Below are 13,871 nucleotides of genomic sequence, written 5' to 3' on the forward strand. Positions count from 1 at the left end.
TGTCTTTTCGTGTATTTCCGCAGCCTCACTTCTTCATCCATTGCGAAAGGAGCCAGTAGCTCCAGAGGAAGAGGCGCTCGTCGCTCTGGCCGGACATGTGGGCGGCGTGCTTGCGCTCGGCGAAAGCGACGTCGAGGTGAGGGAAAGTGCGGGCGTGGTCGAACTCGAAACGGCCTTCGCGCAGCCAGCGGCCGATGGGCATGCCGAAACCTTTCTTGGGGCGCTCAATGATCTCGGGCGGGACCAGGCCGGCAAGGGCTTTTTTCAAGATCCATTTGGTCTGGCCATCGCGGAGCTTGAGTTGCCAGGGGATACGGCGGGCGAGTTCGACGAATTCAATGTCGAGGAACGGGGAGCGAGCCTCGAGGGAGTTCATCATGCTGGCGCGGTCGACCTTGGCCATGATGCCATCCTGGAGATACAGGTTGGTCCAGAATTGCAGGGCGCGGTCGACGATATTGGGTTGCGCGCAGCGGTCCCAAGCCTCGATGGCTTCGCTATAGACTTCTTCCTCGTCGGTCGGTTCGCGAAAGAGCTGCGCGAGCTCGCGTGGCTCGAGGGCGCTCATCCACACCGCATTCCAGAGCGGTGCCGGATAGCTCAGGCCCATCAACGTGCGCTTGATCTTGAAATCCAGGCTCATGTTTTGATGCGAGACCGGGAGGCGCGCGGCGACGAGACGGATGGCCTCGTGGACGGGATGCGGGACGAGCTTGGAATAGAGTTCGGCTTTTTGCAGGGCGCGGAAGGGATCGTAGCCGGCGAAGAGTTCATCGCCGCCGTCGCCGCCGAGCGCGACGGTGACGTGCTGGCGGGTGAAGCGGGAGAGCAGGTAGGTGGGAAGCAGCGAGCCGTCGCCGAGGGGTTCGTCGAGTTTCGCGATGATGTCGGGGAGCAGGGCGACGGATTTATCGAGATCGAGGATTTCTTCGCGGTGCTTGGTGCCAAGGCGCTCGGCGACGAAACGGGCGTGTGCGCTTTCGTCGAAGCTGGGTTCGTTGAAGCCGATGGCGAAAGTGTTGAGCTGTCCTGCGGGGACGTGCTTCGCGGCGAGCGCGGCGATGGCGGAGCTATCGATGCCGCCACTGAGGAAGACGCCGAGTGGGACGTCGGACATGAGGCGGCGTTTGACCGCACGCTCCAACGTGTCGCGGATCTCTTCGCACAACGCATCGAGAGACGAATCAGAAGATGAGGAAAGCAGGAAATCAGACGATTCTTTTCCTGCTTTCCTGCTTTCCTGATTCTCCAAAACAAACTCCCAATACCGCCACGTCTTCAATTCCCCGCTGCGCAGGTCGTAGGAAAAGGAATGGCCGCCGGGGAGTTTCCACACGCGCTCGTAGATGCTGCGCGGGGCGGGGATGTAGGCGTAGGCGAAGTATTTCTTGAGCGAGAGCGCGGAGAGGTCGCGCGGGCACTGCGGATGCGCGAGCAGGGCGGGGAGTTCGCTGGCCCAGGCGAAGCTGTTGCCTTCGTGAAAATAGTAGAGAGGCTTTTTGCCGAAGCGATCGCGCGAGCCGAAGAGGCGTTTCTTTTCGCGATCGTAAATGACGAAGGCCCACATGCCATTGAGTCGCTCGACGAAGGCGTCGCCCCACTGGCGGTAGCCGTGGAGCAGGACTTCGGTGTCGCTATGGTCGGTGACGAACTGGCATCCGGCGGCCTTGAGCGCGGTTCGTAGCTCGGCGTGGTTGTAGATCTCGCCATTGAAGATGACACCAACGCTGCCGTCGGTGGTCCACATCGGCTGCGCGCCGCCGCTGAGATCGACGATGGCGAGTCGGCGGTGGCCGAGGTAAACACCGTTGCTCTCTTCCGTCCAGTGGCCTTCGGCGTCGGGGCCGCGATAGCGAATGGCGTCGGTCATCCGCTGGAGCACGGCGCGGTCGCCAACGCCGACGAAGCCGGCTATGCCGCACATGGCATCGGGCGAGCGAAAATGCGGCGGGTTGGAAGCAAAGCGGCGGGCATTCGAAATGAGTATCTGGGAATCAGAATCGGGAAGTAAAGGGTGACATTTGCGGCGGGTTGCCGGCGGGGATTGTTTCTTGCCAAAGCGGCGCAGGATGACGCAAATCAGGCCGCTTTTTTCCCATGACACACGAAAACATCTTCTGGTCGGAAGGCCAGGTCACGCAGCAACAACGGTGGGCCCGCATGGGCCACAAGGGCTGCGTCGTGTGGCTGACCGGCCTTTCGGGCTCGGGAAAATCGACGCTTTCGCGGGGGCTGGAGCGTGAGCTCTTTGCCAGCGGCTTGCATGCTTTCGTGTTGGACGGGGATAATTTGCGGCACGGGCTGAACTCGAATCTCGGTTTTTCGCATGAGGACCGGACGGAAAACATCCGGCGTGCTTCCGAGGTGGGTTGCCTGCTGGCGAGCGCCGGTCACGTGGCGATCATCGCCTTGATTTCGCCGTATCGACAGGACCGGCAGGTGGCTCGCGAAGTGGCCCGCGCCGGGGGCTGCGAATTCGTGGAAATTTTCGTGGATGCACCGTTGAATGTTTGCGAGCAGCGCGACCGGAAAGACCTCTACCGGCGGGCCCGCGCCGGGGAAATCCGTGACTTTACCGGGATCGATGCCCCGTACGAGGCGCCGGAGAATCCGGAAATCCGGGTCCGCACGGGCGAACTGAGCATCGAAGCCTGCCTGGCCTTGATGCTCGAGAGCCTGGTCCCGCGCCTGCGTCTCGATCCGTCTTGACCGCTCGCTGGTACCAGTCGGATTGGCGGTCACGGCTGCCATTTTAAAAATCTCGCACCTTAAATCGCCTTAACTGGGCTTAAGGCACCTTAAATCGGCTCCTTTTTCTTCGCCACTCTCGGCGAGGACATTCATTAAGTTCCTGGCGAATGGCCGCCGGGAAGTGGGCGACCCTGCGGTGGCGGGCGTCATGGGAATCGTCGATGTTCATGCGGGGAAGTATGCCATGACACGCCGCAAAAAGTGCATCGCTCCGTTGGTTCCATTGGCTCCATTGCGGAAAATTTGGCCCGCACGCCCAAAAGGGCGACCTCCTAGTAGGCAGCGGCCACTCGTTCGGGCTTGACTGCGGCGGGTTCGATATTGCGCATCGACCGCACAGAGTAGACGTTCTTGCCCTGACTCTCGTAGAAGGTGCGCATGATCATCTCGGCGAGGAGACCCATGAGAAAGCACATGATGCCGGTGAGGGCGCTCATGACGCAGAGGAGGGGCAGGGGAGTCTCGATGAAGGACTTGTGCGCGAAGAGCTTGAGGTAGACCGCGGAACCGCCGGCCATGAAGCTGACGAAAAACGAGAGCAGCCCGACGGCGCCGAAGACGTACATGGGCTTCTCGGCGTAGCTATCGAGGAACTTCACGACGAGCAGATCGGCCAGCACCTTGAGCACGCGCTCCAGGCCGTACTTGGAGTGGCCGGTGGTGCGCGCGAAGTGATTCACCGTGACTTCCGTGATCTTCGCGCCGTGCCAATAAGCGTAGATGGGTAGAAAGCGGTGCATCTCGCCGTAGAGGCGGACGGATTTGATGACGTCGGCACGGTAGGCCTTGAGCGAGCAGCCGAAGTCGTGCAACTCGACCCCGGAGACGAACGAAATGAGGCGGTTCGCCATGATGCTCGGGATATTGCGCTGGAGGGCGTTGTCCTGACGGTCCTTGCGCCAGCCGGAGCAGACGTCGAAGCCTTCGTCGAGCTTGGCGAGCATGCGAGGGATGTCGCTGGGGTCATTTTGCAGGTCGCCATCCATGGGGATGATGACGTCGCCCTGTGCGAAGTCGAAGCCGGCCATCATGGCGGCGGTCTGGCCGTAATTGCGACGAAAGTGGACGACCTTGATCGCGGGGTTCTTTTCGGCGAGACCGTCGAGGACTTCTTCGCTGCCGTCCAGGCTGCCGTCATTGATGAAAATGAGTTCCCAAGGCTGGCCGATCTGGCCCAGGACCGTGGTGACACGTTCGGCGAGGATGGGGAGCGCTTCGGCTTCGTTGTAAACTGGGACGGTGACCGAGATCATCAGCACGCAGGAAAGGGCGGCATTAAATGGAGGTGGGGCAGGATGGGCAAGAGGCGAATACGCGTTCCGACCCACGGCCCGCCGGGCGGGGCATTAGAAATCGATCCGCTGGATGCAGGTATTGCCGTACCGGTCATTGGAAGCGACCGCAATGGTTTTCACATTTTCGAGCGGCACCGTGAGATGATCGAAAGTATAGTAAAACGCATTACTGCCGATTTCGCCGAAGTTGAAATTATCGGTGAGATATCTTCCATCGTTGGTCAGAAGGGCGATGAAAGGCTGGGGACCGAAGAGCGCGCCGTTGGTGAGCTGCACTTTCAGGGCATTGTCCGTTAAGTGCAGGCTGAACTCGATTTTGTTCTTCTGGATTTCGCCCTCGGCGAAGCCGCAGCATTTCCGGAAAGCGTCCACCGTTTTCGAGAAAGCAAAATCGACATTCTGCTTCTGGGCGGCAACGGCTTGCAGCATTGCGTAGAAATCTTCGATCTCCACCGACATCTCCCGGAAGTCGTGGTTGGTGATCCCGACGTACACATCCCTCCCGGTCGTTTCCGCCAGGTGAAACGCGCGCGTCAGTTCATGGCTGTCGATGTTCCGGAGGCGCGTGTTCATGTTCAGGCACCGTGAGATGGTGCGGTTCATGGTGCCTTTCTTACGCCAGTCCTTCCAATCCGGATGGTAGAGGCTCCAGTCGTCCGGGGCACCTCTCCAATCCCCAAAGCGGCCATCGATGTTGTCTTTGAAGTTGGTGTTGTCGCCCGCCATCGCTTGATTGCTGGCGTCGAAGGGCAGCCATTGTTCCAGCCACCAATTGCTATCGGGCCGGACGGTATGAAAGCCGGCCCGGCTCACCACCGGGAACCAGTGGTGGTCGATCAACCGCCTGCACATCACCTGCTGCAGTTCATAAGCGCAGTTCAGGTAGGAAATCGCGCTGATATGGGCGGCTCGATCGAAATGAACCGGGTGAAAGTGCCATTGCAGCGAATCCCGGTCGGTTAGCCGTTTCTGGTAGATATCGAAGATCGCGCCATACCCCAGGATTCGGGAGCGCGGATTGGCTTCAAAACCTACATGGTCGAGCACATGCCAGTTGTAGACCCAACCCTGGCCGAAGCTGTCCTGGAACCGACTCCGGTATTCCGGGGTCATAATCCGGTCGAGCATTTCCTCCACCTCCTCCCGGTCCTTTTTGAAATTCAACAACTGAGGATCGACGATCCTTTTCAGCAGGGCATCCGTCTTGGCATCCACGAAGACGAAGCCCGGTGATTGCAGCTTCTTCAGGTTCTCCTTGTTCGGCTCTAGGTTCAGGGGATGCCCGAGGATGCTCCCGATTCTCTCGAACAATTCATCCAAGGGTTCACACATCGGTCCTTCGGTATCGATGTGGTGAACAATATGAACGGTGGGCTTGGCCATGGTTTATGCCTTTTGCGAGAGATCCCTGTGAAAGCTCCCGTAAGGGAGTTCACGAATAGCGACATCGGGGTACCCCCTCAATAGAATTTGGTTGGCGCGAAAAGGCCTGATCGTCTGATCTTCATCAACCCAGCGAGTTTGTGTCGCCGGATCGGCAGACAGGCCGGATGGTTTGTTCATTTTTTTCTGGACAGTTTGATCGAAATTGGTTTCCATCCCCGCTCATGCCTGCTGAAACCGAACTCGATTCGCCGGTCCATGCCCCTGCAAGTGCAGGTGCGCCAGCGCTTTCTGAACTGGAAATCGAGGCGATTGACCTGTTCATCGGCCTGATCCGGCTCTTGGGAATGCCCAAATCTGTCGGCGAACTCTACGGGCTCCTGTTCGTTTCTCCCGTGGCCTTGCCCATGGAAACGCTCATGGATCGGCTCAACATGAGCAAAGGATCGGCCAGCCAAGGCTTGAAGCTCCTCCGTTCCTTTGGCGCCGTCAAAACCGTCTACGCCCCGGCGGATCGCCGCGATCACTACGTAGCCGAAATGGACTTGAGCCGTTTCGCCACCAATTTCATCAAGGGCGAATTGCAGCCCCATCTCGACAGCGGCGTCCGCCGCCTGGATCGGATGGAACAACTGGTCACGAAATTCTCTCCCGAAGAACGGGAAATTGCCGCGAACCGGCTGGCGCGCCTGCGCCACTGGCATGAAAAAGGTCAGGCCATGCTGCCGTGGCTGCTGAAGTTCCTCGTCGTCTGATGCGTTCGGAATCTCCCATCACGGTGGAATCTTCGTCCTTGGAGGAAAGATGGTACTGCCTCCGCTCGCAGCCCAAGCACGAGCATATCGCCGCGGCGCATCTGCGGCAATACGAGGAGATCGAAGTGTTCTGTCCCCGGGTGAAGATCCAGCGTTCGACCCGGCGTGGCCTGGTTTGGTTCACAGAAGCCCTCTTTCCGAATTATCTGTTTGCCCGCTTTGCCATGACGCGCTGGCACGCCCGCGTCCGCTCCTGCCAGGGGGTGAGCGGCATCGTGCGCTTTGGCGACGATGTGCCGGCGATACCGGACCGCGCCCTGGACGATCTGCGGGCTTACATGCAGGACAGCGAGTTGAAGACGGTGTCGTTCAGCATCGTGGAAGGCGACGACGTGGAGATCGTCGAAGGACCCTTCCGCGGGCAGACCGGCGTGGTCAAGCACCTGCTCCCAGCCCGCGAGCGGGTCAAAATCCTTCTCGAAGTATTAGGCGGTGCTACGGAAGTGAACCTTCCCCTCACGGCGATCTTCAAAGAAGCTCCGCTGTTGATTTGATTTGGCCGCGGTGAGCCCGGCGCAGTGTCGCTGCTTGCTGCCAGAAAAAAAAGTGAAAACCCGCTTCCAAAAAGAAGCAGATCGAAAGTCTCGTGGGACAAAAAATCCCGCGAACGACCAAGGGCGGCAGCTTGGCCGGATCGTTAAATGGGGTTGCGGTAAACAGGCGCATTAGGATAGGGGAGTAAGTACAACCACTGATTAGACCAACCCGGCATACCCGTTATGTCTTAAGTCTATGAATCCAAACGAACTCCTGAAGAAAGCGCGTGGCCTGCGCCGCAACATTACCGCCCCGGGCAGCCCTTTCCGCTACCTGCGCAAAGGTTTTCTCAACCTGAGCCGGCCGATCGATACTCTGCGCCGGGTGACCCGGGCCAGTGCGGTCACGCGCAGCTTCCCGACGGAACTCCAATCCAAATTGGATACCCTCAATGAGAAGGGTTACGCCGACGCCCTGACGGAATTGGACCCCGCGCTTTTGGCCGAACTCGACACGTATTGCCAAGGCAAGCTCGCCCAGAACCCCGACCTGCAAAGCCGGATGATCGCCTATTGGGCAAATCTGACGACGCCAGAGGACAAAACAATCGATGGTATTCTCGTGCGGTTTGCGTTGCAGGAGCCGGTTTTAAAGCTGGCGGCAGCCTACTTCGGCCAGGTGCCATACCTCGCGGATGTCGACATCTCCGTCTCGTTCAGCACCGGCAAGCCAGCCTACGAAACCTCCCAGCTTTGGCACCGCGATTACGCCGACCACCGCACCATCAAGCTCTGGGTCTATCTGACGGACGTCAACACCCCGGAGGACGGGCCCCTGACCTACGTGGAGCCCGGCCCCTCGGCCAAGATCAAGAACACGTTCTTTCCTGGTCGGGTGAAGGACGAGACGATCGCCGAGTGCCTCGAGCCTGGCGAAGTGAAACAGATTTTCGGCAAGCGCGGCAGCGCCTTTTATATCGACACCCGGGCGTGCTACCATTGCGGCAGCAGGCTCGCGACCGGGCATCGGCGCGTGACCTATGTGGCGACCTTCCTCACCCGCAATAGTCTCTTTCCCTGCGACAATGGCATCAATGGGATCAATGGTACCGGGCAGCTTTCCGAAGTAGAGAAGCTGGTTCTCGGTATTTAGGACCGTCGCGGAAGACGGTCAGTCAAACTTGATCGGCAACGCGCCCCGGCGTGATCGCCCGGCTTCGTCCCCCGAAAACTGAACGCGTAAAATGGACACTCCTGTAAAAGAAAACGTCAGTGAATGGACGGAAGTCCTCTTGCCCGATCGGGGCTGGCTGGATTTCCGGCTCGGCGAACTGTGGCGCTATCGCGACCTGATCCTGCGCTTCTTCCGCCGCGATTTCGTGGCGAGCTACAAGCAGACAGTGCTCGGCCCGCTCTGGTTTGTGATCCCACCGGTCATGACCACGCTCATCTTCACCGTGGTCTTCGGCCGCATCGGGCGGATTTCCACCAACGGCCAGCCGACCTTTCTGTTCTTCATGCTGGGCGTCACGGCGTGGAACTACTTCGGCACCTGCCTCAGTAAATCGGCACTCACGTTTTCGGGCAATACCGGCATCTTCGGCAAGGTTTACTTCCCGCGACTCATTCTGCCGCTCGCCACGATCCTCAACAACCTGTTGACCTTCGCCATCCAGTTCGGCGTTTTTCTGGTGCTCTTTGGCTTCTACTGGTGGCAAGGGGCGGATGTGCATCCCAACTGGCGCGTGATCATCCTCCCGATCCTCCTCGTCCAGATGGCGGCTCTCGGCCTCGGCATCGGCTGCATCGTCTGCGCCCTCACGACCCGCTTCCGCGATTTCGCCTACATGATTTCCTTTGGCACGCAGCTCTGGATGTACGCCAGTTGCGTCGTCTATCCGCTTTCGACGATCTCCCCGGAATACCGGTGGATCTTCATTCTCAATCCGATGGTGCCGATCATCGAAGCCCTGCGCTTCTCGTTTCTGGGCGGCGGCATGGTCGAGATCTGGCAACTGGCCATCAGTGCGGGAGTCACTGCGGTCCTGCTCTTTGTGGGGCTCGTCATGTTCACCCGCGCGGAGAAAACCTTCATGGATACCGTCTAGTCACATGTCTGTTGTCATCAAACTGGAGAATCTGGGGAAGCGTTACCGGCTCGGCGACATCAACCGCCGCATGCTCTATGAGGACCTGCAGCGCTTTTGGGCCCGCGCGCGCGGTAAGCCGGATCCCTTCGCGACGGTGGGAGATCCCGTGAAAACCGCGCACGCCACGGAGTCCGGTGAAATCTGGGCGCTGAAAAACGTGGATCTGGAAATCCGCGACGGCGATGTCGTGGGCATCATCGGGCGAAATGGCTCCGGCAAATCCACCGTCCTCAAGATCCTCTCGAAAATTACCGCGCCGACCGAAGGGCGCGCTTTGATCAAGGGTCGCATTGCCAGCCTGCTCGAAGTCGGCACCGGATTTCACGCGGAACTGACCGGCCGGGACAATGTCTACATGAACGCGGCGATCCTGGGGATGAGCAAGACCGAGGTTGACCGGAAGTTCGACGAGATCGTGGACTTCTCGGGCGTGGAGAAATTCATCGACACACCGGTGAAGCGTTATTCCAGCGGCATGATGGTCCGCCTGGCCTTTGCCGTGGCCGCACATATTGAACCGGAGATCCTCATCATCGACGAGGTGCTCGCGGTCGGCGATGCGGCGTTCCAAAAGAAATGTCTCGGGAAAGTCAGTGAAGTGGCGCGCGAAGGTCGCACGATTCTGTTCGTCAGTCACCAGGCTGCTGCCGTGGAAAACCTCTGCACGCGCGGGGTGGTGCTGGATGGCGGGCATGTGGTCTTCCAAGGGACACAAACGGAAGCCTTGGGCCATTATGCGGACAGCTTCGGGCACTTCACCGGTGACCTTCGGGACCGCAAGGGCCGGAAGGGAAGCGGAGACCTGCGGGTGGTAGCGATCGAGATGCGCAAGCCCGATGGGGAACGCATCACCACCGTCGCCACCGGACAGGACGTCGATATCTTCCTCCATTTTGAAAACCATACCGGCCAGTCGTGGCCCGAGTTGAAGGTGTATATCGACATCAAAAATCAATTCGACATCCCCTTGTTCCGGCACGGCAACCTTTATACCGACGATAGCTTCGGCTCCGGGTTGCCTTCTCGCGGGGCCTTGGTCTGCCGGCTGAAAAGGCTGCCATTGCCCGCCGGCTCGTATCGCCTCGATTACCTCATCCGCACGCAAGCGCATCGCTCGATCCTGCTCGACCAGCTCGAGGCGGCCGTCGATTTGCACGTCGACGGCGGAGACTTCTATGGGACTGGCCGCGTTCCCTCCATCCATGATGGATCTTGTCTCGTGGAGGGCCAGTGGCGCTTGGAAACCGATGCGACTCCGGACCCAGTCACGCCGATCCTCGGGAAGACCGATCCAGTTGAAAAATTGTCAATTTGAGCCCCTATATCACCGCCCACCCAACCACCTGATGACTATGACCCCTGTTCAACTTGCCAAGGACCTGCATCGCCGTATGGGCTATCCCCTCGGAAAGGCGCACTATCGCATGCAGATGCTGGTCAACGATATCAATGGGTACGGCGGCCCCATGCGCCACGTCCGCAAGATCGCTTACAAGGTGAAGAACTTGGGCGACGTGATGATCCGCCGCAAAGCCGCCCAGGAATATACCAAGGACCTGAAGCCATCGATCGCCGCGCGGGTCAAGGAACTCAGGAAGAACGGCTTCGCCTACTTCACCGAGGAGGTCGACCCGCAATTACTCGCCGAGCTGAAGAGTTTTTACGACGAGACGCTCACCAAGCGCAGCGAAGTGGCCACGGCCTCCCCGTCTCATCCGTTTTTCTTCTCGCTCATGGATGATGCCGATTACAAAACCGATCACATCCTCCTGCGCTTCGTCTTGCAGGAAAGCATCATCAAGGCGGTGAGCGCTCACTTCGGCTCCGTGCCCTTCCTCAACCCCATGGGCATCCAGGAATCGCGGCACGTGAAGATCGAAAAGAAAGCCCTGCGCGCGTCGCAACAGTGGCATCTCGACTACACCACCGGCGGCGATGAGGCCGTCTCGGCGTGGGTCTATTTTACGGATGTGCCTACGGTGGCGCAGGGGCCGCTCACGATCCTGCCCGTCGAGGCTTCGCGCAAGGTGAAGAACACCTTCTTCCCCGGCCGCATCGAGGACGAGCAGATCGAACAATCCGAACTGGCCAAGGACGTTCAACCCATTTTCGGGCCGAAGATGACGGTCTTCCTCGTCAGCACCCACCGATGCTATCACATGGGCAGCCGCGTGCATGAGGGAGAAAAACGCGTGGTTGGCATCTTCCCCTTCTACAAGGCGGCGGACATTGATGAATTCGTCAAGGTCACGACTCCACTCGAGAATCCGCAGAAGATGGTCGTCTCTCATATCCCGGCCTGATTTCAATGGCCCGGAAATGTTCCGGGATCCGACTTCGCCATCGCGCGTCGAACTGACCCCGTTGAGGCGCCGCTCCTCGCGGCCGCATTCGCTCTATGACTTCGCCTACTTCCTCGATGCCGCTCACCGACCCTCGCGCACGCGAAATGGTCGGTCGTGCCGTCTGCTTGACTGGCACCGTGCGCACCGGCACGACCCTGGTCGGCACCTTGCTCCATTCCATGCGCGGGGTGGAGTACGGCTTCGAGCCTGCGACGCTCTTCATGCTCTTCCTGCTGCTCGACCGCCTGCCGGACGAAGCGGCGAAGCTCCTCTACGAGTCGTACGCTTTCGAGGAACTCATGCTCAACGGCCTTGCCGGCCGGTTCATGAATCTCAATCCGCACGACGATTCATCGATCTTGAAGGCCAAGCCTTTCGCAGAGGTCTTCGGGCGCTTTGAAAAATCGGGTCGTTTCGCCGAGATGTTCGACGCGGGCCTGAACGGCACGATCGCTTACAAGCTGCCCAATATCATCTCGCGCATCCCGCTCCTGCAGAAATTGTATCCCGACACCCGCGTGGTCGTGATGTTGCGCCAGCCGGACCCGGTGGCCATTTCGATGGATCGCAAAGGCTGGTACGCTGGCACTTTGAACCATCGCGACAGCCGTATGCTGCGCGAGGTGGATGGCGAACTGGTGCCCGTGGAGCTTCCCGATAGCGCCGTGGAGCGCTGGCTGAAGTTGTCGCGCTTCGATCGCTGCTACGACTTCTATCGTTGCGAGTACGAGGCCCTACTCGCGCTGCCGAATGCCCTCATCATCAATTACGAATCCCTCATGGAACGTCCGACGGAAATCACCACGCTGCTCGCCGAACGTCTCGGCCTCGAGTTTGGGGTGAAGACCGCGGAAATCATCGGCCAGATCCGCGAGCGCAGCCCGCGCAACATCGTCCCGGAAGGCGTCTCCAAGGACATCCGCGAAGAGGCGCTCGAAATCCACCGTCGGTGCGCCCGCCTCGCGATCTAAATGGCTGCTCCCCACGAAATGAAGACTGCCCAGGATAACTCTCCGACGCTACCTGCCGGAGCATTGGAAAACGCTTCGCAATTCCTGTCCCGCGGCCGTGCCTGGCTGAAGAAAAAGCTGCATACTTCGGAAGGCGAATTATCCGCCCGCCGGTTCATGAAATTCTGCCGGCGCAAATGGCCGCAGAAGCCGGTGGCGAAGAACGATTCCGTCGTCTTGCTTGGGCTGTTCCCGCACAAGATCGCCACCTACTGCAATCTGCACTTCGCGCAGTATCTGGCCCGCCGCACGGGCTCGAGCATCGAGACCTTCAAAATCACCACCCGGTGCAGCAAGTTGGTCCAGGAGGTCTACGCCGCGGGCGGAGCGCGCGTGGGGCTCGATGCTTCCTTCATCGGCGATGTCCGCCCGCAACTCGAGAAGCAGGCCGACGAGATGTTTGCCAGCCTGAAGACAAAGTGGGACCTCGTGGACCTGCACTACGAAGGCCTGAAGATCGGCGATCTCGTCTACGATAGTTATCTGCGCTACCACGTGGAGCCGACGGTGATTCTCACCGACCCGCGACTGCGCGAGATCATCCTCAAGGCGCTGATGGTCTTCGTCGCCACGGCCAACTATATCAAGGCAAAGAAAGTCGCCGGCTTTATCACCGACGATTATAGCTATCATGAGTGCGGAGTGATCACACGCGTCATGGTGCGTGCAGGGGTGCCGGTGCATCTCGTCAGCTTCGGCCCGGACTTTTTTCTCTATCGCCTGCATCGCGAACCCGGGGCGGAGGAGCAGAACTCCCGGCTCCACTGGCCGTACCCGGAATACCGCGAGCTGTTTCGCAGCATGCCGGAGGAGGAACAGATTCGCTGCCGCGAGAAGGGCCGGTTGCACCTCGAAAAGAAGCTGGCCGGCGAACCGGATCGCTTCACTCTCGGCTCGAACACCGCCTTCGGCGAGTCGAGTGGGAAACTTTTCGCCGACACCGGCAAGCCGCGCATCCTAGTGCTCATGCACGATTTCTTCGATGCTCCGCACGGCTTTCGTTGGATGCTCTTTCCCGACTTCTATGAGTGGGCCTGCTTCCTCTTCGAGCGCGCCTCCGAGACACCGTTCGAGTGGTACGTGAAGCCGCATCCCGCCTCCTGGGATCCCGCCCGGTCGATGCTGAACGTCAACAATCTCGCGACGTTCCAGAAACTGCAGGAGCGTTTCCCGAAGATCACCTTCCTCCCGCCCAGTACTTCCAACCGCCAGATCGTCAAGGAGGGGATCAACGCCATGTTCACCATGTATGGCACCGCCGGGCACGAGTTCGCTCGAATGGGGATTCCGGTGGTCAATGCCGGCGACAACCGGCACATCGCCTACGACTTCAACCATCACCCGAAAACGGTGGAGGAATATACCGACCTCATCGCCCGTGCGGACCGCCTGACGATTACCCCGAAGCCGGATGACTTCGCGGAGTACGTCTACATGAACTACTTCTACCATGGCGACCAGCACAGCTCCGGCGCCAACCCGCTGCCGCTCTCGTTTTACGAGGATGTGGATTTTGAAGCGTTGACCTCTGTGCCGACCGGTTACGATCGGCTCATCCACGAGCCCGAGCCAAAACGCGAAGCGGAGATCGAAGCGTATTACGACAGCTATCTGCGCGGTGAGGTGCCCGGCAGCGTCTAGGTTTG

Annotated in this window: 12 protein-coding genes; 9 read left to right on the forward strand and 3 right to left on the reverse strand. The window is 59.5% G+C overall.

Features of this window, described 5'->3' with window-relative positions:
* Positions 1–25 precede the first annotated feature (25 nt).
* Positions 26–1,924 carry an asparagine synthase (glutamine-hydrolyzing) gene (gene asnB / locus ABJF10_RS01355; RefSeq protein ID WP_348542711.1) on the reverse strand — a complete coding sequence of 633 codons (1,899 nt, stop codon included), beginning with the start codon at positions 1,922–1,924 and terminating at the stop codon, positions 26–28.
* 173 nt (positions 1,925–2,097) lie between these two features.
* Here asnB and cysC point away from each other — a divergent pair, with 173 nt between their 5' ends.
* Complete coding sequence (cysC, locus tag ABJF10_RS01360) at positions 2,098–2,709, forward strand: adenylyl-sulfate kinase (RefSeq protein WP_348542712.1); 612 nt, start codon at positions 2,098–2,100, stop codon at positions 2,707–2,709.
* Positions 2,710–3,023: 314 nt separating this feature from the next.
* On the opposite strand, the gene ABJF10_RS01365 is transcribed toward cysC, so the two are convergent.
* Positions 3,024–4,004, reverse strand: a complete 981-nt coding sequence (locus tag ABJF10_RS01365; protein ID WP_348542713.1) for a glycosyltransferase family 2 protein — start codon at positions 4,002–4,004, stop codon at positions 3,024–3,026.
* A gap of 93 nt (positions 4,005–4,097) precedes the next feature.
* Complete coding sequence (locus ABJF10_RS01370; RefSeq protein WP_348542714.1) at positions 4,098–5,429, reverse strand: hypothetical protein; 1,332 nt, start codon at positions 5,427–5,429, stop codon at positions 4,098–4,100.
* 140 nt (positions 5,430–5,569) lie between these two features.
* Between ABJF10_RS01370 and ABJF10_RS01375 the strand changes: the two genes are divergently transcribed.
* The 8 genes from ABJF10_RS01375 to ABJF10_RS01410 all read left to right on the forward strand — a co-directional run bounded on the left by ABJF10_RS01375 (position 5,570) and on the right by ABJF10_RS01410 (position 13,866).
* Positions 5,570–6,184, forward strand: a complete 615-nt coding sequence (locus tag ABJF10_RS01375; protein WP_348542715.1) for a hypothetical protein — start codon at positions 5,570–5,572, stop codon at positions 6,182–6,184.
* Entirely contained in the window at positions 6,184–6,738 is a 555-nt protein-coding gene (locus ABJF10_RS01380) for a transcription termination/antitermination NusG family protein (protein ID WP_348542716.1), read from the forward strand. The genes ABJF10_RS01375 and ABJF10_RS01380 overlap by 1 nt, the downstream gene beginning before the upstream one ends.
* Positions 6,739–6,976: 238 nt before the next feature.
* Positions 6,977–7,873 (forward strand): hypothetical protein, encoded by an 897-nt coding sequence (locus ABJF10_RS01385; RefSeq protein ID WP_348542717.1) that lies wholly within the window; start codon positions 6,977–6,979, stop codon positions 7,871–7,873.
* 91 nt (positions 7,874–7,964) lie between these two features.
* The gene (locus tag ABJF10_RS01390) at positions 7,965–8,828 is read left to right on the forward strand and encodes an ABC transporter permease (RefSeq protein WP_348542718.1); all 864 of its coding nucleotides are present in this window, start codon (positions 7,965–7,967) and stop codon (positions 8,826–8,828) included.
* Positions 8,829–8,832: 4 nt separating this feature from the next.
* Positions 8,833–10,185 carry an ABC transporter ATP-binding protein gene (locus ABJF10_RS01395; protein ID WP_348542719.1) on the forward strand — a complete coding sequence of 451 codons (1,353 nt, stop codon included), beginning with the start codon at positions 8,833–8,835 and terminating at the stop codon, positions 10,183–10,185.
* A 37-nt stretch (positions 10,186–10,222) separates the two neighbouring features.
* Positions 10,223–11,173 (forward strand): hypothetical protein, encoded by a 951-nt coding sequence (locus tag ABJF10_RS01400; RefSeq protein WP_348542720.1) that lies wholly within the window; start codon positions 10,223–10,225, stop codon positions 11,171–11,173.
* Between the two features lie 95 nt (positions 11,174–11,268).
* On the forward strand, positions 11,269–12,186 hold the full coding sequence (locus ABJF10_RS01405; RefSeq protein ID WP_348542721.1) for a sulfotransferase: 918 nt from the start codon (positions 11,269–11,271) through the stop codon (positions 12,184–12,186).
* 18 nt (positions 12,187–12,204) lie between these two features.
* Positions 12,205–13,866 carry a hypothetical protein gene (locus ABJF10_RS01410; protein WP_348542722.1) on the forward strand — a complete coding sequence of 554 codons (1,662 nt, stop codon included), beginning with the start codon at positions 12,205–12,207 and terminating at the stop codon, positions 13,864–13,866.
* Positions 13,867–13,871 lie beyond the last annotated feature (5 nt).

The sequence above is a fragment of the Chthoniobacter sp. genome (assembly GCF_040003245.1).
Taxonomy (GTDB): Bacteria; Verrucomicrobiota; Verrucomicrobiia; order Chthoniobacterales; family Chthoniobacteraceae; genus Chthoniobacter.